This is a genomic window from Bradyrhizobium sp. RD5-C2 (assembly GCF_019972155.1).
Lineage (GTDB): Bacteria > Pseudomonadota > Alphaproteobacteria > Rhizobiales > Xanthobacteraceae > Bradyrhizobium.
In genome coordinates this window covers 228,035-248,200 of the sequence record NZ_BOVL01000012.1, presented here as the reverse complement: position 1 = coordinate 248,200, position 20,166 = coordinate 228,035, and the positions used below count along the sequence as shown (strand labels likewise).

At 65.4% G+C, this 20,166-nt stretch carries 19 protein-coding genes; 11 read left to right on the top strand and 8 right to left on the bottom strand.

What is annotated here, in order from left to right:
- Positions 1–20: 20 nt before the first annotated feature.
- From BraRD5C2_RS15430 to BraRD5C2_RS15415, 4 genes are all read right to left on the bottom strand, one after another.
- Complete coding sequence (locus BraRD5C2_RS15430) at positions 21–2,495, bottom strand: TonB-dependent receptor (RefSeq protein WP_223969564.1); 2,475 nt, start codon at positions 2,493–2,495, stop codon at positions 21–23.
- 325 nt (positions 2,496–2,820) lie between these two features.
- A complete protein-coding gene (locus BraRD5C2_RS15425) occupies positions 2,821–3,495 on the bottom strand; it encodes an RraA family protein (RefSeq protein WP_223969563.1) in 675 nt (224 codons plus the stop codon).
- A 33-nt stretch (positions 3,496–3,528) separates the two neighbouring features.
- Positions 3,529–4,554: an amidohydrolase family protein gene (locus tag BraRD5C2_RS15420; RefSeq protein WP_223969562.1), complete on the bottom strand. Its 1,026-nt coding sequence runs from the start codon at positions 4,552–4,554 to the stop codon at positions 3,529–3,531.
- A gap of 22 nt (positions 4,555–4,576) precedes the next feature.
- Complete coding sequence (locus BraRD5C2_RS15415; RefSeq protein ID WP_223969561.1) at positions 4,577–5,905, bottom strand: MFS transporter; 1,329 nt, start codon at positions 5,903–5,905, stop codon at positions 4,577–4,579.
- 201 nt (positions 5,906–6,106) lie between these two features.
- Here BraRD5C2_RS15415 and BraRD5C2_RS15410 point away from each other — a divergent pair, with 201 nt between their 5' ends.
- Both BraRD5C2_RS15410 and BraRD5C2_RS15405 read left to right on the top strand, forming a co-directional pair.
- Positions 6,107–7,042: a LysR substrate-binding domain-containing protein gene (locus tag BraRD5C2_RS15410; RefSeq protein ID WP_223969560.1), complete on the top strand. Its 936-nt coding sequence runs from the start codon at positions 6,107–6,109 to the stop codon at positions 7,040–7,042.
- Positions 7,043–7,291: 249 nt separating this feature from the next.
- On the top strand, positions 7,292–7,642 hold the full coding sequence (locus tag BraRD5C2_RS15405; protein ID WP_223969559.1) for a hypothetical protein: 351 nt from the start codon (positions 7,292–7,294) through the stop codon (positions 7,640–7,642).
- A 6-nt stretch (positions 7,643–7,648) separates the two neighbouring features.
- On the opposite strand, the gene BraRD5C2_RS15400 is transcribed toward BraRD5C2_RS15405, so the two are convergent.
- Entirely contained in the window at positions 7,649–8,362 is a 714-nt protein-coding gene (locus tag BraRD5C2_RS15400) for a type 1 glutamine amidotransferase (RefSeq protein ID WP_223969558.1), read from the bottom strand.
- An 85-nt stretch (positions 8,363–8,447) separates the two neighbouring features.
- Positions 8,448–9,422, bottom strand: a complete 975-nt coding sequence (locus BraRD5C2_RS15395) for a hypothetical protein (RefSeq protein WP_223969812.1) — start codon at positions 9,420–9,422, stop codon at positions 8,448–8,450.
- A gap of 478 nt (positions 9,423–9,900) precedes the next feature.
- On the opposite strand from BraRD5C2_RS15395, the gene BraRD5C2_RS15390 reads away from it, so the two are divergent.
- Positions 9,901–10,461: a cytochrome b gene (locus BraRD5C2_RS15390; protein ID WP_223969557.1), complete on the top strand. Its 561-nt coding sequence runs from the start codon at positions 9,901–9,903 to the stop codon at positions 10,459–10,461.
- 15 nt (positions 10,462–10,476) lie between these two features.
- Here BraRD5C2_RS15390 and BraRD5C2_RS15385 read toward each other — a convergent pair whose 3' ends face one another.
- The gene (locus tag BraRD5C2_RS15385; protein ID WP_212316444.1) at positions 10,477–11,004 is read right to left on the bottom strand and encodes an Lrp/AsnC family transcriptional regulator; all 528 of its coding nucleotides are present in this window, start codon (positions 11,002–11,004) and stop codon (positions 10,477–10,479) included.
- 87 nt (positions 11,005–11,091) lie between these two features.
- Here BraRD5C2_RS15385 and ald point away from each other — a divergent pair, with 87 nt between their 5' ends.
- The gene (ald, locus tag BraRD5C2_RS15380) at positions 11,092–12,207 is read left to right on the top strand and encodes an alanine dehydrogenase (protein ID WP_223969556.1); all 1,116 of its coding nucleotides are present in this window, start codon (positions 11,092–11,094) and stop codon (positions 12,205–12,207) included.
- 83 nt (positions 12,208–12,290) lie between these two features.
- Here ald and BraRD5C2_RS15375 read toward each other — a convergent pair whose 3' ends face one another.
- Entirely contained in the window at positions 12,291–13,061 is a 771-nt protein-coding gene (locus BraRD5C2_RS15375; RefSeq protein WP_223969555.1) for an IclR family transcriptional regulator, read from the bottom strand.
- A gap of 146 nt (positions 13,062–13,207) precedes the next feature.
- On the opposite strand from BraRD5C2_RS15375, the gene leuC reads away from it, so the two are divergent.
- From leuC to BraRD5C2_RS15340, 7 genes are all read left to right on the top strand, one after another.
- Positions 13,208–14,611 carry a 3-isopropylmalate dehydratase large subunit gene (leuC, locus tag BraRD5C2_RS15370; protein ID WP_223969554.1) on the top strand — a complete coding sequence of 468 codons (1,404 nt, stop codon included), beginning with the start codon at positions 13,208–13,210 and terminating at the stop codon, positions 14,609–14,611.
- Between the two features lie 3 nt (positions 14,612–14,614).
- On the top strand, positions 14,615–15,265 hold the full coding sequence (leuD, locus tag BraRD5C2_RS15365; RefSeq protein ID WP_223969553.1) for a 3-isopropylmalate dehydratase small subunit: 651 nt from the start codon (positions 14,615–14,617) through the stop codon (positions 15,263–15,265).
- Complete coding sequence (gene leuB / locus BraRD5C2_RS15360) at positions 15,262–16,395, top strand: 3-isopropylmalate dehydrogenase (RefSeq protein WP_223969552.1); 1,134 nt, start codon at positions 15,262–15,264, stop codon at positions 16,393–16,395. Before leuD ends, leuB begins: the two co-directional genes overlap by 4 nt.
- Entirely contained in the window at positions 16,395–17,456 is a 1,062-nt protein-coding gene (locus BraRD5C2_RS15355) for an ABC transporter substrate-binding protein (RefSeq protein ID WP_223969551.1), read from the top strand. The genes leuB and BraRD5C2_RS15355 overlap by 1 nt, the downstream gene beginning before the upstream one ends.
- Positions 17,453–18,286 carry an ABC transporter ATP-binding protein gene (locus BraRD5C2_RS15350; RefSeq protein ID WP_223969550.1) on the top strand — a complete coding sequence of 278 codons (834 nt, stop codon included), beginning with the start codon at positions 17,453–17,455 and terminating at the stop codon, positions 18,284–18,286. Before BraRD5C2_RS15355 ends, BraRD5C2_RS15350 begins: the two co-directional genes overlap by 4 nt.
- Entirely contained in the window at positions 18,283–19,155 is an 873-nt protein-coding gene (locus BraRD5C2_RS15345) for an ABC transporter permease (RefSeq protein WP_223969549.1), read from the top strand. Before BraRD5C2_RS15350 ends, BraRD5C2_RS15345 begins: the two co-directional genes overlap by 4 nt.
- 125 nt (positions 19,156–19,280) lie before the next feature.
- Positions 19,281–20,150 (top strand): helix-turn-helix domain-containing protein, encoded by an 870-nt coding sequence (locus tag BraRD5C2_RS15340; RefSeq protein ID WP_223969548.1) that lies wholly within the window; start codon positions 19,281–19,283, stop codon positions 20,148–20,150.
- Positions 20,151–20,166 lie beyond the last annotated feature (16 nt).

Below are 20,166 nucleotides of genomic sequence, written 5' to 3'. Positions count from 1 at the left end.
TCGCTTCTCAGAAAACCGTCCTAGAACTTCGCCCTGATGCCGGCGTAGGCGGCGAGCGGCATGCCGGGCACGAAGGTGCGGGGATCGCTCAGTTGCGCCATCAGGTTGGGCAGGCCGCCGGCACTGGTGAAGCCGCCCGTTTGATAGAACGCGCCGCTCAGATAGTAGTGCTGGTTGAATACATTGTTGATCAGGCCGAACACCTCGATGTTCTTCGTGATCTGATACGACGTGTGCAGATTGACGACCGAATAGGCCGGCACCTTCGGGCTCTGGTTCGTGTCGTCGTGGATGATCCACTGGCTGCCCACGACGTTGAGGTCGGCGCCGATCTTCCACGCATCGGTCACGTTGTAGTCGACGCCGGCCTTGAAGCGGTGCGCGGGAATGCCCGGGATGTGGTCGCCCGGCATGACGTTGACAAATTGGGCGCCGGCATCGTTGGTCAGGGCATTCGGATTGTTCGGCGAAGACAGTGTAACCGCGCTTCGATAGGTGGCGTCGACATAGGTGTAGTTGGCGTAGGCGTTCCAGCGATCGATGCGATAGTCGAGCTTGGCCTCGATGCCCTGCCGCAGGGTCTGCCCGGCATTCTGGAAGAAGCCGAAATTGTTGACGCCGAGCGGACTCGTGACCTGGATGATGTCGTCGTCGGACAGGGTGTGGAACACGCCCAGGCCCCAGCTCAGCACGCCGGTCCTGGCGTCGCGGCCCCAGCTGCCGCGCAGGCCGGCCTCGACGGTGTGCGACACCACCTGTTTGAGCGGCGGGTCGGCCACCAGGAAGGTGTCGATCATGCAGGGATGGTTAGGATCGGAGCAGCCGAGCTCCAGCGGCGTCGGCGCGCGGTTGGCCTCCGAATAGCCGGCATAGGCGGTGAGGTTCGGGGTGATCTTGAAGGTGCCGCCGATCACCGGGTTGAATCGCTGGAAGTGGTTGCTGCTGTTGAGCAGGTCGTTGGTCCCGGTCTGGTCCTTCAGGTCGATCTGGGCATAATTGAACCGTCCACCGGCAGTGACCGAGAACCGGTTCGTCACATCGAATGTGTCGGTGAGGTAGACGCCGGTGTACGTATTGGTCGCGCGCAGGTCGACCGGGCTGAGACCGGCGTCTGGCTGATTGATGAAGACCCCGGTGCCGGTCACGAACAGGTTGTTCGGGTCGACCGTTCCGAGTTCGCTGGACGCCGTGAACTTGGTGTTGCCATGGTCGACGCTGACGCCCATCACGACGTGGTTGTCGTGCCCGAACAGCCTGTCCGTGTTGGTCAACTGGGCCGTGCCACCATAGTTGTTGGTCGCAACCTGGTTACGATCGATCTCGCCGAGGAAAGCGTTGCCCAGCGTGTTCGGAGTCGCGGGACCGTCTGCCGGACCGAAAACCGGGAGGCCGTCGCCGATGCACAAAGTGGTGGGGTCGTCGCACGGCGCAACGTCGGTGCCGTTGCCGTCGACATGGGACTGTCGGAAGCCGCGGAAATAGGCGTTGCCCTGGAACGACCAGGTGTCCGAGAAATTATGGCTCAGCGTGGCGTTGACGAAGGCCAGCTGCAGCAGCGTCGACTGCGGCCAGGTGTAGACGCTGGACCAGCGCTGGTTGAGCATCTCGACCGGCGTTGCGGCGACGTTGCCGAGCAGATTGCTGGCGCCGGTGAAATTGACGTGGAATTCGGTGTCATCGTTGCGCGCGCCGATGTCGACATACATCCGGTTGACGTGTGACGAATTGGCGTAATCGCGCCATCCGCGGTCATAGGCGGATTCGAACGCCGCATAGGCGGAGATGTTGTCCCGCTGGCCGCCGGCCTGCACGCTGCCCTGCACGCGCCCGTAAGAGCCGCCGAACAGTTCCGCCTCGGAGCCCTGATAGGTGAAGCCGTTCTTCATCTGGATGCTGAGCGCGCCGCCGATCGCGTTGAGGCCGAAGACGGGGTTGTTGGGCACCAGCGACACCCGGTCGATGGCCTTTTCCGGGATGAAATCCCAGTTGACCACGTCGCCCCAGGATTCGTTGATGCGGACGCCGTTCTGATAGACCGCGATGCCCTGCGGCGTTCCCTGGACCGGCGAGGCGACGAAGCCGCGGTAGTCGAGATTGCGCTGGAACGGGTTGCCGGTCTGGTCGGTCAGCGTGACGCCGGGCAGCTTGCGATTCACCGAGTCGAGAAAGTTGGTCGAATAGTTGCGGCTGAAATCCGCCGAGGTCAGCACCTCGGTGTTGGACGGGATCTTGTCGCGGTCGAGCAGACTCGAGTCGCGGTCGGAGGGGCCCGGGACCCCGGTGCCGCCCTCGGGCGCCGCCGCAGTTTGCGCCGGCGCGGCCCGTGTTCGGGCGGATCGTGAGGTCCGCACCACCGGCCGGGAGGCTGGCTTGATGCTGCGCGTCCCCGAAAGCGGCGAGGGGGCAATCACGGTGACCGGCGGCAGTTCGGTCGGGGCGGGGGTCTGGGCCTGCACCATCGTCAGCGGCGCTGCGGCTCCGATGGCGGTGAGCACGGCCGCAGCGCCGCGCGTCGTGACCGAACCAGACAAAAATCGTGTTGCCGTACGCAACAACGCACCAGCCATAACGCCCACCCTGTTGTCCCGGTTCGACTTTTATCCCCGACGAACCTTGGCTTCGAGACTGCGGGAGCGCTTTAGCTTTGGCAAACAAGATGTGTCCCGGAGGTTCGGGATTCTTTTCCATCTGCAATCGGGAAAAATTCCCGATGCCGATCGACGGACGCGCCAACCGTTCGCGCGGCGGTGATTTTCGCCGGTTGTACGGAGACTTATGCCCAAGAGGCAGGCATTCCGCCTCCTGGGCAGCGGCGGCAGGTCAGTCCTTGAACTCGCAGCCGAGCCGGTGCAGGGCCTCATCGACCCAGCGGCGGTCGCTGGTACCGGCGAGGATTTGCTGGATGGCCTTCTCCTCGGTTGCCTTCTTGGCCTCGGTCAGCTTGCAGACGGCCTCGGCGTCGTCATGCGGCACACAGAGCACGCCGTCATCGTCGGCCACGATGAGATCGCCGGGCTCGACGATCATGCCGTCCATCGAGATCGTGCAATTGATCTCGCCCGGGCCGTCCTTGTAGGGGCCGCGATGGGCGACGCCGGCGGCGAACACCGGGAACGATCCGGCGCGGATCGCGCCGGCATCGCGGATCGAGCCGTCGATCACGAAGCCCGCGACGCCCTTCTTCTCGGCCAGCGTCGACATGATCTCGCCGATGATGGCGTTGACCAGCACGCCGCCGGCGTCGACCACGATCACGTCGCCCGGCTGCGCGAGGTCGATCGCCTTGTGCACCATCAGATTGTCGCCGGGCCGGGTCTTCACTGTCAGCGCCGGGCCGCCGAGCCAGCCGCCGGCATGCATCGGCCGCAGCCGGTTGGTGCCTGCGATCCGCGACATCACATCGCTGATATTGGCGACCGGCAGCGTGCGGTAGCGCGCGACGAGGTCAGGCGACACTTTCCGCTTCGCCTTGTGAATTGCAAATCCTATGGCCATCGGTGTTCTCCGGTGTGTTGTCGGCGCGGTCGCCTAGTGCGGGCGGCGGTCGAGATGGGCGTTGAGGCGGGGATAGACGCGGCGGGCGTTGCCCTCGAATATCTTGGCCTTGTCTTCCGCGCTCAGCGGCAGCGCATCGATGTAGCGGCGGGTATCGTCGAAGTGATGTCCCGTTTCAGGGTCGATGCCGCGCACCGCGCCGACCATCTCGGAAGCAAACAGGATGTTCTCGACCGGGATCACACGGGTCAACAGCTCGATGCCGGGGAGATGATACACGCAGGTGTCGAAGAACACGTTCTTCAACAGATGCTCCGACAGCGGCGGCAGCTTCATGTCCTGTGCGAGGCCGCGGTAGCGGCCCCAGTGATAGGGCACCGCGCCGCCGCCATGCGGGATGATGAACCGCAGGGTCGGGAAGCGCTTGAACAGGTCAGAGGTCAGGAACTGCATGAAGGCGGTGGTGTCGCCGTTGAGGTAGTGCGCGCCGGTGCCGTGGAAGCACGGATTGCAGGACGAAGAGACATGGACCATCGCCGGTACGTCGAGCTCGACCATCTTCTCATACAGCGGATACCACCATTCATCGGTCAGCGGCGGATCGCACCAGTGGCCGCCGGCCGGATCGGGATTGAGGTTGCAGCCGACGAAGCCGAGCTGGGTCACGCAGCGCTCGAGCTCCTCGATGCAGTTTTTGGGCTGCACGCCCGGGCTCTGCGGCAGCTGGCAGACGGGGACGAAGTTCTGCGGAAACAGCGTGCAGACCCGGTGCACCAGGTCGTTGCAGATCGTGGTCCATTCGCGGCTGGTTGCTTCCTTGCCGACATGATGCGCCATGCCGGCGGCGCGCGGCGAGAAGATGGTGACGTCGGTGCCGCGCTCCTTCTGCAGGCGGAGCTGCGCACCCTCGACGCTGGTGCGGATCTCGTCGTCGGTGATGCCGAGATTGGTGGTGAGCGGCCGGCGTGATTTATCGGCGAGGCCGGCGAGCTGCTTGTCGCGGAAGATCTGCAGCTTGGCCGGCTCGGTGGTGTAATGGCCGTGACAGTCGATGATCATGGTTGCGTCCTTAGTAGGTTTTTCAGTGTGCGACGGATGACGGGATCGCGCCCGTCAATTCCGTCTCGCGCGGTTTGACGCGCATGGTGGCGGCGATGGCGGAGGCGACGAACAGGAAGCCGGCAATGCCGACCAGCGCCCAGGAGAAGCTTCCGGTGGAGTCCTTGATCAGCCCGATGCACCACGGGCCGATCAGCCCGCCGAACTGCGCCAGCGTGTTGACCATGGCGATCGCAGCGGCGCCGGCCGCGCCGGTCAGCAGCGAGGCGTTGATGCTCCAGAACAGCGGATTGCCGGCGTTCAGGCTGAAGCCGACGATGCAGAGGAACACGAAGGCCAGCACCGGGCTCGCGACATAGGCGCTGCCGAGCATGGCGACGGCGGCGAGCAGATAGACGGCCGCGAGATGAAACTTGCGGTCGCCTGTCTTGTCCGAGCTGCGGCTGACCACGATGGTGCCGACGACGCCGAGCAGCGGCGGGATCGCCGATAGAAAGCCGACCTCGATGTTGCTGAGATTGCCCATCCCCTTGATGATCTGCGGCAGCCACAGCAGCAGGCCATAGATCCCGACCAGCGCGCAGCCGAACAGCGCCGCCAGCAGCCAGACCCTGATATCGAGCACGCATTCGATCAACCTGTGCTGCCCCTGTTGTTCGATCTCGGCCCGCTCAGTGGCGAGCTCGCCTTCCAGCCAGGCGGCCTGCTCTTTGGTGAGCCAGTTCGCCTTGGCGGGACGGTCGGTCAGATAATAGAGCGTGAACAGGCCGAGCAGAATGGTCGGCACGCCCTCGGCGATGAACATCCATTGCCAGCCATGCAGGCCGGACGCGCCGTCGAGGAAGGTCATGATGCTGGTCGAGATCGGCCCGCCCAGCACCGCCGAGAACGAGCCGGCGATGATGTAGCCGGCGACCGCGCGGGCGCGGTAGCGCGCGGGGAACCAGTAGGTCAGATACAGCACCACGCCGGGCATGAAGCCGGCTTCCGCGACGCCGAGGCCGAACCGCATCACATAGAGGCTGAGCGGATTCCAGACAAAGGCCGTGAGCGTGGCGACGAGACCCCAGGTGATCAGGATCCGCGCGAGCCAGATCCGGGCGCCGAGCCAGTGCAGCATCAGATTGCTCGGCACTTCGAGCACCATGTAGCCGAGGAAGAAGATGCTGGCGGCAAAGCCGAAGATCGCGGGGCTGAGGCCGAGATCCTTGTTCATCGTCAGCCCGGCGTAGCCGAGATTGATACGGTCGAGATAGTTGAAGAACATCATGGCGAAGAGGATCGGGATCAGCCGCCAATAGACCCGGCGGATGGTTTGCTGTTCGAGCTCGCTGACGGACGCTTGGCCCATTGGAATCCTCCCTTGCTTCTTGTTATCGCGCTTGTGATCCGAACCGGGCGGAGCGCCTGTTATTCGCGGCGATTTCGCATGGCTGACCGGCTGCGCGTGTTGCCCCTTGGAGCATCGGCGTTTTGCCGCCAAGATCGGGAAACGGCCGTGGGAGGTCAAATACCGCTTTGACCCATCACTTATAGGGAAACGGAATAAGCGATGGATTACAGGCAGCTTCGCTACTTCATCGCGGTGGCCGAAGAGCTCAGCTTCAGCCGCGCCGCCAAGCGGCTGCATGTCAGCCAGCCGCCGCTGAGCACGCAGATCAAGGCGATGGAGGAGGAGCTCGGCACTCAGCTGTTGTCGCGGACGCGGCGTGCGGTCGAGCTCACCCAGGCCGGCCAGTTGCTGCTTGAGCACGCACGGCGTGCTGTCAGCGAGCTCGACCTTGCGTCGGAGACCGTGCGCCGCGCCGCGCGCGGGGAGGCTGGCGCGGTCCGTGTCGGCTTCACCGACTCGGTTCCGATGCTCGAGATGTTCGCCGAACTGTTCCGCAGCTTCCGCGGCAGCTATCCGCGGGTGAAGATCGAGCTCAGGCACATGTCGACCGCAAAGCAGCTGCAGGCGCTCGCCGACGCCGAGCTCGACGTCGCGATCATGCGGCCGCCGCTGGATTTCCGGCCGGCGGCGGACTTGCAGGTTCATGTCGTCTGGCGCGACCGGTTGATGGTGTTCCTGCCGATCGATCATCCGCTGGCCGCCGCGCCCGGCAAGCTCAGCGTTGCCGACCTTGCCGAACATGAATTCGTCGGCATGGCGGAAAGCGGTTGCGGCGTCGGCGACCAGGCGGCGATGCTGTGCCGGAGGGCCGGCTTTGCGCCGCGGATCGCGCAGGAAGCTCATGAACTGCGCACGGTGCTCAGCCTCGTGGCGGCCGGGATCGGACTTTCGATCCTGCCGTCGTGTTACCAGCAGGCCGGCGTCATGAACGTGGTCGCGAAAGCGCTGGACACGCCGGATGCGGAGAGCCGCATGCTGGTGGCGATGCGTTCGAACGCCTCGCTCTTGCCACGCCGGTTCGTCGAATGCGCGCTGCAGGCTGCGTCACGAAGCGCACCGCCGCTGGTCCCCGAGGTCGCTGCGGCGATCCGCTGATCGAGTCGTGCCGAAGGCGATCGCGCGTGCCTGAAAAGGCGACCTGCCCTGCGCGGCACGCGACGGTCCGCGCCCCCAATACTTTCGTCGGCCGTAGTCTCCCGGAATGCAGTCTGGCGTCGCTCTTGCATACTTCAATGCAAGGTGCTGGGGCGCCGATTCGTCGTGTTTCGCCCGCGACGGCAATGTCGCCGGCGAACAGTAAGTGATGCGCGCCCGCAGCTGGATCAGATCTGCGGAGACCACAACATGCACGCCATCACGCGTGCGGCACTGCTGCTGGGGGCGATGTGGCTGACATCGCCGACCCTGGCGCGCGATGACGGCCGCTACGCCAATTCACCTCTAAAGCCCTGGTTTGAAAGCCTGCACAGCGGCTACGGACAATGCTGTTCCGACGCCGACGGATCCGTGGTCGCCGATCCGGACTGGGAATCGGACCACGGTCACTATCGCGTGCACATCGACGACGAATGGGTCGTGGTGCCGGACGAGGCCTTGATCACCGAGCCGAACAAGATCGGGCGAACCATGGTGTGGAAGCACTATATCGACGGCCACCCGCGCGTGCGCTGCTTCATGCCGGGCAGCATGACTTGAGGGTTCTCACTCAGGCCCGCGGCGCATGAGGAAGCGCGTGACCACGCCGCCGAGCGTGGCGTGGTCGAGCGGCTCGGTGAGCGATGCCTTGGCGGTTTCGACCACGGCGTCGGGCGCGAGGCCGCGGCGCAGGTCGCACAGCGCGTCGGCGTAATCGGCGCTGAATTCCGGATGCGGCTGCACCGACAGCGTCGTGCCGTTGGCATAGAGCAACCCGGCATGCGGGGTGAACTCGGACGCCATGATGGTGCGCGCAGAGGCGGGCGGGGTGATCACCTGGTCCTGATGCGAGGCGGCCGCCGCGATCGTGTCGCCCGCGAGCAGCCCGTTGTCCGGCGCTATCCGATAGACATGGCGGCCGATGCCCCAGCCTTTCTCGGACTTGCGCACTGTGCCGCCAAGCGCTTGCGCGATCAGCTGATGACCGAAGCAGACGCCGACCATCGGAACGTGCTTGTCGTGGGCTGTGCGCACGAAGGCTTCGAGCGGCGCGATCCAGGCGACATCGTCATAGACGCCGGCCGCCGATCCCGTGATCAGGATCGCATCCAACGTGGCCGGATCCGGAAGTGCCTCACCGTTGGCGACACTGACGACGTCACAGGCGACCGACGGATATGAAGTCGCCACCATCCGCTGGAACATCTGCGGATAGCTGCCGTGGCGCTCGCGGAATTGCGGACTGACGAGCCCGGTTTCGATGATGGTGATGCGGGGCATGGAACGCGCGGATGGATGAGCGGGGACGATCCAGCGTTTACTCCGGAAACGCTGACGGCCACAAGCCGCGCGCGGCGACCGCCGTTCAATTCCGTGACGGCGCCGCCGCGTCGATCGTTGCGGTGTGCTGCGCCGCCGGCGTCGTGCTGACGATCGACGGTGTCGGGTTTTCGATCGCCGGCGTGGTCGCGAGGATCGCAGGCTCGGTGCGGTAGCGCGGCAGCTGATCCTCGAGCGAGTAGCCGACGCAGAGCGCAAGGCTCGACCATACCGCCATGCTGAAATACAGCGACATCCAGGCGATCTCCTCGCGCCATTCGGCGATGTCATGGGTCACGACCCACCGCCTGCTGACGTCGCGCAGGCCCTCGAGCGGATGCAGCAGCGTGCCGCCGGCGGCGAGGTTGGCGCGCCAGCGGTTCAGATACATCGGGACGTCGACGGTCATCAGGAAGGCGAGGAAGGCGGCGATGCCGACGATCGCGACGATGAACGCCCAGCGCACCGGGCCATGAAACTCGGGCAGCAGCCGGCACAGCGCGATCCCGACCAGGAAGAACACGACAGCCCAGATCGAGTTCTCGATCGCGTTGCAGAGATAATGGGTGGTCAGCACCGCATACCAGGAGAAGCATTCCGCGATCACGATCAGCGGCACGATGATCCAGGCGATGTTGATGGTGGTCTCGGCGCCGGTCATGGTGCCGAGCTGATGCAGGATAATCGCCCATTGCGCGGCGAAGCAGACCTCGGCGACGGTGGCGACGGTGCGGCCGACAACGACGCTCGACAGCCAGGTGTCGAACAGGCAGATGCGCTGCACGTCGGCGCGCGGCAGCACCGAGCGGAAGGCGCAGCCGAACACATAGGCCGCGCAGAGCAGCAGCATCAGGCCGATGCCGGACGTGTTGCTGAAGCTGCCGTTCGACTGCTCATGGAACTGGCGGTACAGCGCGAACCAGATCGCGATGTTGGCAGCGCTGACGAGGCTCAGGAAGCCCCACCACCGGACCACTGGATTCGACCAAGCCAGCGAAACCGGCCGCGCCCGCCACTCCATGCTCATTCACCGCTCCGCGTGTAACCGAACTGATATTGAATTGTAGTAATTCTGTCATAGAAGGCGGCGTATCACGACTAAAAAATGCGTGTGGCGCGGGGCCGGGCGGCTCCGATTGTGACAGCGTTTGTGACAGCGGGCGCGGTTTGTGACAGCGCGGCATTTGTGACAGTGAGCGCGTGGCTGCGCGGACCCTCCGTTCGTCATTCCGAGGCGCGCCGTCCCTCCTTCGTCATTCCGGGATGCGCCGAAGGCGCAGGCCCGGAATCCATCGGGCCGTGTTGCGGTTGGATGGATTCCGGGCTCGCGCTTCGCGCGCCCCGGAATGACGATTGAGGGGAGCATCGGCCCGCCACCCCTTCGCGATCGTGATCGAAGTTGACGCCCGCCCCGTAGGCAGGCGTCGCGCGATCATCTATGGAACGGCTTCCATTTTCGGGCCGAACCCGCACGGGCTGGCTTCAACCGAAGGCGCCTCGTGACGACGGACATGACGGCCAGCTACGATCCGCTGTTGCGCCGGATTCACTGGGCGACGGCGGTGCTGTTCATCGCGGCCATGCTGATCGGGCTTTATTGCGGGCTGCAGCCGGCGGGAACGTCGCCGCGGCGCGAGCTGCTCGAGGTGCACAAGTCGCTCGGCGTCACCCTGTTCTTCCTGGCGATCCTGCGGCTGATGGTGCGCGCCGTGACCACGGCGCCGCCGGAGCAGGGCTCGTTCTCGCCGCTGGTCAGGATCGCGGCACGGCTCAATCACTGGGCGCTCTACGCCATCCTGTTCGTGATGCCGGTGACCGGATACATGTTCTCGTCGGCGGGCGGCTATTCGCTGCGCTATTTCTGGACCTTCAGTTGGCCGCGCCTGTTCGCCGACAACAAGGCGGTCGCGGAGGCCGGCGAGCTCGCGCATGGCGTACTTGCCTACTTCGTTTATGCGGTGGTCGCGCTGCACATCGCCGCGACGCTCTGGCATGTCGTCGTCAAGAAGGACGACACGCTGGCGCGGATGTGGCCGCGCGCGAGCCGCCATCCGTCCTGACGCGGCGATCGGCCTTCAGCCGCGCAGCGCGGTCTCCGGAATGGTGCGGCGGACCACCTCGCGCATCGCGAAGCTGGAATGGATGCGGGCGACGCCCGGCATCCGCGACAGATGCTGCTTGTGGATGCGCTCGAAGTCGGCGATGTCGCGGGCGATGACCTGCAAATGATAATCGTCGCTGCCCGACATCAGATGGCAGGACACGACGTCGGGGCAGCGCGCGATCGCGGCCTCGAAGGCTGCGAGATAATCCTCGCTCTGCTTCTCCAGCGTGATGGTGACGACGACGGTGGTCACCAGGCCAAGCGCTGTCGGCTCGAGGTCGACACGGTAGCCGCGGATCACGCCGATCTCCTCGAGATGACGGATGCGCCGCGCGCAGGCGGTCGGCGACAGCCCGACCTTCTCGGCGAGCTCGATCTGGCTAGCGCGCGCATCGGCGACCAGCTCGGCAAGGATTCTGAGATCGATACGATCGAGACCGTCCACGCAGTTTTCCTTCGAGGGCTGAGCTGGAAACGAAGGATATGAGCGTATTTGCATGTGCACAAGCCGGAATTCGCTGAGAAACGCCGTGTGACGAGGAATAGCCTTGAGGCTAAGGGAAACGAATTCTTCAAGGAGCGGACCATGCGCATCGGCGTGCCCAAGGAAATCAAGGTCGAGGAATATCGGGTCGGGCTGACGCCTGCCTCGGTGCGGGAATATGTGGCGCACGGCCACGAGGTCGTGGTCCAGCGCGGCGCCGGTGACGGCATCGGTGCCGGCGATGACGTCTACACCCAGGCCGGCGCACGGATTGCCGACACCGCCGAAGAGGTGTTCTCGGTCGCCGAGATGATCGTGAAGGTGAAGGAGCCGCAGCCGTCCGAATGGAGCAGGCTGCGCGAGGGCCAGATCCTGTTCACTTATCTGCATCTCGCGCCCGACGTGCCGCAGACCACGGGGCTGATCGCCTCCGGCTGCACGGCGGTCGCCTATGAGACTGTGACCGATGCACATGGCGGGCTGCCGCTGCTCGCGCCGATGAGCGAAGTCGCCGGCCGGCTGGCGATCGAGGCCGCGGGCGCCGCGCTGCGCAAATCCGCCGACGGCATGGGCAAGCTGCTCGGCGGCGTGCCGGGCGTTCCGCCGGCGCGCGTTGCGATCATCGGCGGCGGCGTGGTCGGCACCCACGCGGCGCGGATGGCCGCCGGCCTCGGCAGCGACGTCACCATCCTCGACCGTTCATTGCCGCGGCTCCGCGCGCTCGACGATCTCTTCCTCGGGCGCGTCCGCACCCGTTACGCCACGCTGGAGGCGATCGAGCAGGAGGTTTTCGCGGCTGACGTTGTAATCGGCGCGGTGCTGGTGCCCGGCGCCAGCGCGCCGAAACTTGTCTCGCGCGCGCAGCTTGCAGGCATGAAACGCCGCGCAGTGCTGGTCGATGTCGCGATCGACCAGGGCGGCTGCTTCGAGACCTCGAAGGCGACCACGCACCAGGCGCCGACCTATCTGGTCGACGACATCGTGCATTACTGCGTCGCCAACATGCCGGGCGCGGTGCCGGTGACCTCGAGCCATGCGCTCAACCACGCCACCTTGCCGTTTGGTCTGGCTTTGGCGTCGAAGGGATTGCGTGCGCTGGTCGAGGATCCGCATCTGCGCGCCGGCCTCAACGTCCATCGCGGCCGCATCACCAACCGCGCCGTGGCCGAGAGCCAGCATCTGTCGGCCGTCATGCCGGAGGAAGCGCTGGCGTCGTAGGAATTTCGGCGCGCATTTGTAGCCCGGATTGCGCGGAGCCTGTCATCGGGCGCGCTTCGCGCGACCCGTTGGCTCCGTCCGGGCTACGGCGCCACATCTGTCAGTTCCTTCAGCCGGCTCTGCATGACTTCAATGATCTGCGCGCGCTTTGCCGCGATCCGTTCGATTGGCCCGCCGATGCCGATCGCGAGCGGCGCGCGTCGCTTTGGCAGGGGAACAAGCATGCCGATTGTGTTTGCGCCCGGCGTCGTGCGGCCGCTCGACTCGGAAAAGCCGCGGCGGCGGATGCGCTCGACCTCTTCCAGAAATGCCGCTTCGCGAACGCGCGCCGACTGACTGGGCTCCTCGGCGTTATTGCGACGGATGATGCCGCGAATTTTGGTGTTCGGCATCTGGCTCAGCAGCACGTGTCCGAGCGCGGTGCGAACCATCGGTCGTATTTGACCGGCATTTGCAATGAACTGAAGCTGATTGCCGCCCGGGACAACGTGCAGATACCGCATCCCGGCGGCGCCGGCCTGTTGCCCAAGCATCACGGTCTCGCCGCCCGTCGCGGTCCAGAGTTCCTCCATCAGATCGGTGAGCTTTGTGTCCCGGAACGGAGAACGACGGATCCAATCACCAAGCAGATTGACCCGGTAGCTGGGGATGAAACGCCGGGTTCGTCGGTCGTATTCAAGGTAGTTCAATTCAACGAGACTGCGAAGCAACACTGACGTGCTCGATTGGGGCATCTGAAGCGCGGAAGCTATTTCAGTCACGGAAGCAGCCCGCTTTCTTTCCCGAAAGAACTCCAGAACAGCAAACGACCGCATGGCCGATTTGACGATGGCCGTCTTGTTCGCGTTCGGCATGGCTGTCTCCGCGGCGGCGCAACGACCGCGCCTTCCATCACATATGTGATGTTAGGGCAAAACTGCTTCACTTGACGACAACTTTGGCACAGATTGGCGCCAATTCGATCAAGCCGCATGGAAACGCGGAGAGCAGGGGAAGGCGGATGCCCGGACGCAGTTTGCTCGAGAAGATCTGGGACCAGCATGTCATCGCCCGTTTGAGCGAGGACACGGACCTCCTTCATATCGATCGCCATCTGCTGCACGATCTCGGCGGCTCGCGCGGCTTGCTCGATCTCAAGAGCCGTGGCCTCAAGGTTCACAATCCCGAACTGACGTTTGCGACGCCGGATCATGCGTTGTCGACGGCGCCCGGCCGCGCCGGAACCAGCAAGATCGGACAGGAATTGCTGGCCGCGCTGCGGACCGAGACGGCGGCGAGCGGCATCACGCTCTTCGATGTCGATCAGCCCGGCCAGGGCATCGTCCATGTCATCGGGCCGGAGCTCGGCTTGAGCCTGCCGGGCGCGACGATCGTCTGCGGCGACAGCCACACCTGCACCCATGGCGGCCTCGGCGCGCTCGCCTTCGGCATCGGGTCGAGCGAGCTCACCCACGTGCTGGCGACGCAGGCGCTGATCCAGAAGCGTCCGAAGACGATGCGCGCGCGCTTCGAGGGCAAGCTGCCGCTCGGCGTCACCGCCAAGGACATGATCCTCGCACTGATCGGGCATATCGGTGCGGCCGGCGGCACCGGCTACGCGGTCGAATATGCCGGCAGTGCGATCCGCGAACTGCCGATCGAGGGAAGGCTGACGATCTGCAACCTCTCGATCGAGCTCGGCGCTAAGATGGGCATGGTGGCGCCCGATGAAAAAACCTTCGAGTACCTGCGCAGCCGTCCCTATGCGCCGCAAGGCGAGATGTGGGATCTGGCAGTCAAGGCATGGCGCGAATTGCCGAGCGATCCCGATGCGGTGTTCGACCGCGAGGTCGTGATCGATGTCGAGAAGATCATCCCGCAGGTGACCTGGGGCATCAGCCCCGAGCATGTCGTCGGCGTCGATGGCCTCATTCCCGATCCGAAGGCAGTCGACGATCCGGCACGGCGCGCCGCAATCGAGACCGCGCTCGAGTATATGGGCCTGCAGGGCGGTGCGCCGATCGCCGGCACGCCGGTCGACTGGGTGTTCATCGGCTCCTGCACCAACAGCCGGCTGAGCGATCTGCGCGCCGCGGCCGAAGTCGCGCGCGGCCGCAAGGTCGCCGCCGGGGTCCGCGCCTGGGTGGTGCCGGGCTCGGAGAACGTCAAGCGCGAGGCGGTTGCCGAAGGGCTCGACAAGATCTTCATCGAGGCCGGCTTCGAATGGCGCGAGCCGGGCTGCTCGATGTGCCTTGCCGCCAACGGCGAGGTGGTGGCGCCCGGGCAGCGCTCGGTCTCGACCTCGAACCGCAATTTCGTCGGCCGGCAGGGACCGCGGGCGCGGACGCATCTGGCGAGCCCAGCGAGTGCGGCGGCCTCGGCCATCGCCGGTGCGATCGCCGATGTCAGGATGATGGGGCGCTAGACGATGCCGAAACCGTTCGACAAGCTCACCGCGACTGCTGCGCCGATCATGCGCGCCAATATCGATACCGACGTGATCATCCGGATCGAGCGCCTGGTCGGCAATTCGATCCGCGGCACGCTCGGCAAATGGGCGTTCGGCTCGCTGCGCTATCTCGCTGACGGCTCCGAGAATCCGGATTTCATCCTCAACCGCGAGCCGTACCGGGAGGCCGAGATCCTGGTGACCGGACCGAATTTCGGCTGCGGCTCGTCGCGCGAGGGCGCGGTGTGGTCGCTGCAGGAGCGCGGCATCCGCGCCGTCATCGGCTCCGGCTTCGGCGACATCTTCTTCGCCAACTGCTTCCAGAACGGCATCCTGCCCGTCGTCGTCGACAAGGCGGTGGTCGATCAGCTTGCCGCCGACATCGAGGCGACGCAGGGCGCGGGCAAGGTCTCGATCGACCTTGAGGCGCAGACCATCGTCTCGCCGTCGGGCGCACGGCATTCCTTCGAGATCGATCCACGGCGGCGCGAAGGGCTGTTGAAGGGGCTCGACGAGGTGGCGCTGACATTGCAGCGCGATGGCGAGATCCACGCTTTCCAGGCTGCCGACCGCACGGCGCGGCCCTGGATTCATTTTCAGAAGACACCCGCTTCAAGGACATCGGCATGAGCACGCAATCCAACATGGTCAAGGTCGCCGTCGTCGGTGGCGAGGGCATCGGTCCCGAGGTCACCGCGCAGTCGCGCCGCGTGCTCGAGTGGTTCGCGGCCAAACGGAACGTGCCGATGACCTTGCGCGAGGCGCAATACGGTCTGATCCCGTATCTGGCGACCGGCAAGGTGCTGCCCGAAGACACCGCAGAGGCGATGGACGAGGCCGACGCCATCCTGTGGGGTGCGACCGGTGGTCCCGAGACCACCGAAGTGCCGGCGGCGGCGCGCAAGGCCGGCAGTCTCTTGGGCCTGCGCAGCAAGTACGACCTCTACGCCAATCTGCGGCCGATCGTGGCGAGCCCGGCGCTGTCGGCGTCGGCGCCGCTCAAGCCCGAGGTGCTCGACGGCGTCGATTTCGTCATCATCCGCGAATTGACCAGTGGCATCTATTTCGGCGAGCCGCGCGGCATCGAGACCTTGCCGGATGGCCAGCGCCGCGGCTTCAACACCGAGCAATACACCACGAACCAGATCCGCCGCGTGGCGCGCTCGGCGTTCGAGCTGGCGCGAACCCGGCGCAACAAGGTCTGCTCGGTCGACAAGGCCAATGTGCTGGAAACCAGCGTGGTCTGGCGCGAGGAGGTGATCAGGCTGCACAAGGAGGAATTCTCCGACGTCGAGCTGACCCATCTCTATGTCGACAACGCCGCGATGCAAATCGTGCGCGAGCCGCGGCAGTTCGACGTCATGGTGACCGGCAACATCTTCGGCGACATCCTGTCCGACTGCGCGGCGATGGCGTCAGGCTCGCTCGGCATGCTGCCGTCGGCCTCGCTCGGCCCGGTGGATCGCTTCGGCCGGCGCAAGGCGCTGTATGAGCCCGTACATGGCAGCGCACCCGATATCGCGGGCAAGGGCGTCGCCAATCCGCTCGGCTCGATCCTCAGCGTCGCAATGCTGCTGCGCCTGACGCTGAATCGCCCCGAGGATGCCGACCTGGTGGAAAAGGCGGTGCAGAGTGCGCTTGCCTCCGGCGCACGAACGGCCGACATTGCGGAAGCGGGTGCGAAGAAGCTGTCGACCGTCCAGATGGGCGACGCGGTGCTCGGCGCGCTGGACAAGATCTCGGCCAAGGAGCACGCGTGATGCCTGATGTCGCCATGCCCCACATTTCGCGGCGGTCGGCCCTGACGGTGATCGCCGCGGGTGGCGCGGCGCTGGCGACCGGGCGTGCGTGGGCGCAGGCGGCGACCGGCCGCGCGATCTATCCGGTCGCGGTGCCGGTCTATCAGACGCAGTTTGTTGCGGACCGCATCGGTTACTTCAAGGAAGCCGGGCTCGACTGCAAGCTGGTGCAGGGCGGCAGCGGCGTGAAGACCCGCGAGATCATCGCCTCCTCGCAGGGCGATATCGGGATCGGCGACGTCACCCATCCGATGCAGCTGACCAATCACGGCCGTGCTGCGCGCGTGCTGCTGCCGGTCGACACACGGTCGAACTCGGTGATGTTCATCCTGCGCAAGGATCTGAAGGACCAGGGCATCAACTCGCTAGAGGCCTTCACGCAATGGAAGCGGCCCGACGGCCGCAAGCCGATCGTCTCGGTCTCTTCGCTCGGCGGCACCAACCACGTCTGGTCATCCTACTACATGGAAACCATGGGACTCGACGACAAGGTTACCTGGATCGGCACCGGCAATGTCGACACCATGCTGGGTTCGCTGAAATCGAAGCAGGTCGATATCCTGGTCTCTTCGCTGTCGCTGTTGAACGAGGCGCAGCAGCAGGGTTGGGGCGAATTGCTGTTCGACGGCACTGACGAGGCGATATGGAACAAGCATATCGGCGGCAAAGTGCCGGTGACCGCGCATTTCACATTGCAGGCCACCATCGACAAGGATCCGGCCAAGATGCAGGCCTACGTCACCGCGCTGTGGCGCGCCTCGCAATGGATCAAGACCCACAAGGCAACCGAGGTCTATGATGCCATCGAGCCCTATGTCGGCAGCACCTCGCGCGATGCCAATCTGCTGGAGATATCGGCGATCCAGAAGGTCGCGGACTATGAGGGCATTGTCGATGCGGCGAGCTTCGCACGCGGCGAGAAGGTCTGGTTTCGCGAGATGACCGGCATCAAGCCGCTCAAGATCGCCGACGTGGTCAACTCCGATCTCATCGGCGCGGCGCGAAAGGCCTATCCGGGTTGAGCGCGCTCGAGACGAGCGCACCCTTGTCGCCGCGCGCCTCGGCCGATCGCCGCGTCGAGGTCAAGGGCCTGAGCAAGTCGTTCCAGCTTGCGAAGACCACGATCGAGGCGGTGCGCGACGTCAGCTTCGACGTCCGCCGCGGCGAATTCGTCGCGCTGCTCGGGCCGTCGGGCTCTGGCAAGAGCACGGTGCTCAACATGATCGCCTCGCTGATCCGCCCGACCGGCGGCGAGATCCTGATCGACGGCAAGCGCGTCGTCCCCGGCAAGGCGACGCCCGATGTCGGCTACGTGTTCCAGCGCGACACGCTGTTCCCGTGGCGGACCGTCGGCGACAATATCGGCTATGGGCTGGAGCTATCCGGCGTGCCGGCGCCGGAACGGAAAGAGCGCATCGCGCAATGCGTCGCGCAGGCCGGACTCAAGGGATTCGAGACCGCCTATCCGTCGGCGCTGTCGGGCGGCATGCGGCAGCGCGCGGCGCTGATGCGGACCCTGATCGTCGAGCCGCAGATCCTCCTGATGGACGAGCCGTTCGGCGCGCTCGACACCCACACCAAGATCGACATGCACGAGGTGCTGCTCCGGATCTGGGAGCGCGAGCAGCAGACCGTGCTGTTCGTCACCCACGATCTCGGCGAGGCGTTGACGCTCGCCGACCGCATCATCCTGTTCTCGGCGCGGCCGGGCCGCATCAAGGACATGTTCGAAGTCGACTTCGCGCGCCCGCGCGATGCGGTGAAGGTGCGCGAGACCCCGCGTTATGCCGAGCTGTTCCAGCACATCTGGCACTCGCTCGGCGAGGAATTCGTCAAGGGCCGCAGCGCATGAGGCGATACAGCACGCTCGGCACGGTCGGCTGGCAGGTCCTGATCTGCGCCATCGTGCTGTCGGTCTGGCAATGGGGCTATGATCTCCGCACCAAGCTGCCGTGGCTGGTGCCCGACCTGCTCGATCCGTACTTCATCTCGAAGCCGTCGATGATCTTCGACAACTTCCTGATCCAGAGCTGCCTGAAATCGAAGCTCGGCGTCTTCAACGGCTGGTTCAACGGCGATTTCGCAAAGTGCCTGGCACGCAACGAGAACAATCTCTGGGCCGCGACGGCGATCACCCTGAAGAACACCTTCTTCGGCTTCGTCACCGGCGTGGTCTCTGGCTTCGCCGCCGGGCTGATCCTCGGGCGATCCGATCGGCTCAGCGCGATCTTCCAGCCGTTCATCACCGCGGTGAATTCGATCCCGCGGATTGCGCTGGCGCCGATCATCGTGCTGGCGTTCGGGATCGGCGACATGTCGAAGATAGTCACCTCCTGGATCGTCGTCGTGTTCCTGGTGTTCTTCAACACCTTCGAGGGCGCGCGGTCGATCGACGAGGGTTTCACCAATGCGGCGCGGCTGCTCGGCGCCAGCGAGTGGCAGATCACCCGCACCGTGGTGATCCCCTCGACCATGGCCTGGGTGTTCGCCTCGCTGACGCCTGCGATCTCTTTCGCGCTCATCGGCGTCATCGTCGGCGAGTTCATTGGCGCCGAGCGCGGCATCGGCCGCCTGATCATCGAGTCGGAGGCCCGCGGCGAGGCCTCCGGCATGATGGTCGCGGTCGTGGTGCTGATGCTGGTCGGCGTCGTGCTGTCGACGATCATCTGGCGGCTGCAAGCCTACCTGCTGCGCTGGCAGCGGCAGCGCGGCGCCGAATAGGCCTGCGGCACGGCGTTTTGGCATGTGGGGCTGCCGGCCATCGAGTGGCTGAGCCGGGGGCGGCGGTATAAAAGCGCGGGGTGGCCGGCGCCGTAAGCTCCGGCCGATCCATGGAGAGCCCTCTCTTGGCCCTGATCTCGAGCCTCGATGCCCATAAATATCTGCGCGCTTCGTTGACCGCGTGCAGCTGGAAGGCCGGCTGGCGCTCGCTGCTGTTGCGGGCTTATGACGATCCCACTGAGGCTAACGAATTCGTGACCCCCGCGACGCGTGACCTTCTGATCGTGCTGGTCACAGGCGGCGCCTGCGATGTCGAGGTGCGCTATCGCGGCGGCTGGCAAAGGTCTCGCTCCGAGGTCGGCCATATCGGCATGACGGCGCCGGGCGAGGCCGCGATGCTGCGCTGGCGCGGCGACACCACCCACAGCACGCTGCAGCTTCATCTGCCCGCGGAGACGCTCGACCGCGTCGCGCAGGACCTGCCACAGCGGCGGCAGACGGGGCCGGTATTGCCGAGCGGCCTCGGCACCGTCGATCCGCTGGTCAGCCAGGTCATGCTCAGTCTCGACCGCGCGTTCAGGGCGGGGGCGCCCGATCTCTACGCCGAGACCGCCGCCGAGATGCTCGCCGCGCATCTGCTGGTCCGTCACGGCCGGTTCGATACCCAGCCGCAGACCTGCGGCAACAGCGGTCGGCTGCGCCAGGTCGATGCGTTCATGCGCGATAACCTCGCCGCTTCGGTCAGCCTCGAGATGCTGGCGCAGGAGGCCGGCGTCAGTCGCTTCCATCTGTTGCGGCTCTACAAGAAGCATTTCGGACAGACGCCGCTGCGGCGCCTCGCCGAACTGCGGATGGAAGAAGCGAAGCGGCTGCTGAAGCACGGCGACGAGCCGGTGACGGCGATCGCCGCCAAATGCGGCTATGACAACCCATCGCATTTCGCCACCGCGTTCAGGCGGGTCGTCGGCGTGTCGCCGGCCGCCTACCGGCGATAACCCGCCATTCAGCGGA

What these genes read in the sequence shown, in the direction of transcription:
- BraRD5C2_RS15345 (WP_223969549.1), top strand. Translation starts at nt 18,283, where the DNA reads ATGAGGCGATACAGCACGCTCGGCACGGTCGGCTGGCAGGTCCTGATC.
- BraRD5C2_RS15395 (WP_223969812.1), bottom strand. Translation starts at nt 9,422, where the DNA reads ATGGAGTGGCGGGCGCGGCCGGTTTCGCTGGCTTGGTCGAATCCAGTG.
- BraRD5C2_RS15415 (WP_223969561.1), bottom strand. Translation starts at nt 5,905, where the DNA reads ATGGGCCAAGCGTCCGTCAGCGAGCTCGAACAGCAAACCATCCGCCGG.
- leuB (WP_223969552.1), top strand. Translation starts at nt 15,262, where the DNA reads ATGAGCACGCAATCCAACATGGTCAAGGTCGCCGTCGTCGGTGGCGAG.
- leuD (WP_223969553.1), top strand. Translation starts at nt 14,615, where the DNA reads ATGCCGAAACCGTTCGACAAGCTCACCGCGACTGCTGCGCCGATCATG.
- BraRD5C2_RS15355 (WP_223969551.1), top strand. Translation starts at nt 16,395, where the DNA reads ATGCCTGATGTCGCCATGCCCCACATTTCGCGGCGGTCGGCCCTGACG.
- leuC (WP_223969554.1), top strand. Translation starts at nt 13,208, where the DNA reads ATGCCCGGACGCAGTTTGCTCGAGAAGATCTGGGACCAGCATGTCATC.
- BraRD5C2_RS15425 (WP_223969563.1), bottom strand. Translation starts at nt 3,495, where the DNA reads ATGGCCATAGGATTTGCAATTCACAAGGCGAAGCGGAAAGTGTCGCCT.
- BraRD5C2_RS15405 (WP_223969559.1), top strand. Translation starts at nt 7,292, where the DNA reads ATGCACGCCATCACGCGTGCGGCACTGCTGCTGGGGGCGATGTGGCTG.
- BraRD5C2_RS15385 (WP_212316444.1), bottom strand. Translation starts at nt 11,004, where the DNA reads ATGCAAATACGCTCATATCCTTCGTTTCCAGCTCAGCCCTCGAAGGAA.
- BraRD5C2_RS15420 (WP_223969562.1), bottom strand. Translation starts at nt 4,554, where the DNA reads ATGATCATCGACTGTCACGGCCATTACACCACCGAGCCGGCCAAGCTG.
- ald (WP_223969556.1), top strand. Translation starts at nt 11,092, where the DNA reads ATGCGCATCGGCGTGCCCAAGGAAATCAAGGTCGAGGAATATCGGGTC.
- BraRD5C2_RS15410 (WP_223969560.1), top strand. Translation starts at nt 6,107, where the DNA reads ATGGATTACAGGCAGCTTCGCTACTTCATCGCGGTGGCCGAAGAGCTC.
- BraRD5C2_RS15400 (WP_223969558.1), bottom strand. Translation starts at nt 8,362, where the DNA reads ATGCCCCGCATCACCATCATCGAAACCGGGCTCGTCAGTCCGCAATTC.
- BraRD5C2_RS15375 (WP_223969555.1), bottom strand. Translation starts at nt 13,061, where the DNA reads ATGCCGAACGCGAACAAGACGGCCATCGTCAAATCGGCCATGCGGTCG.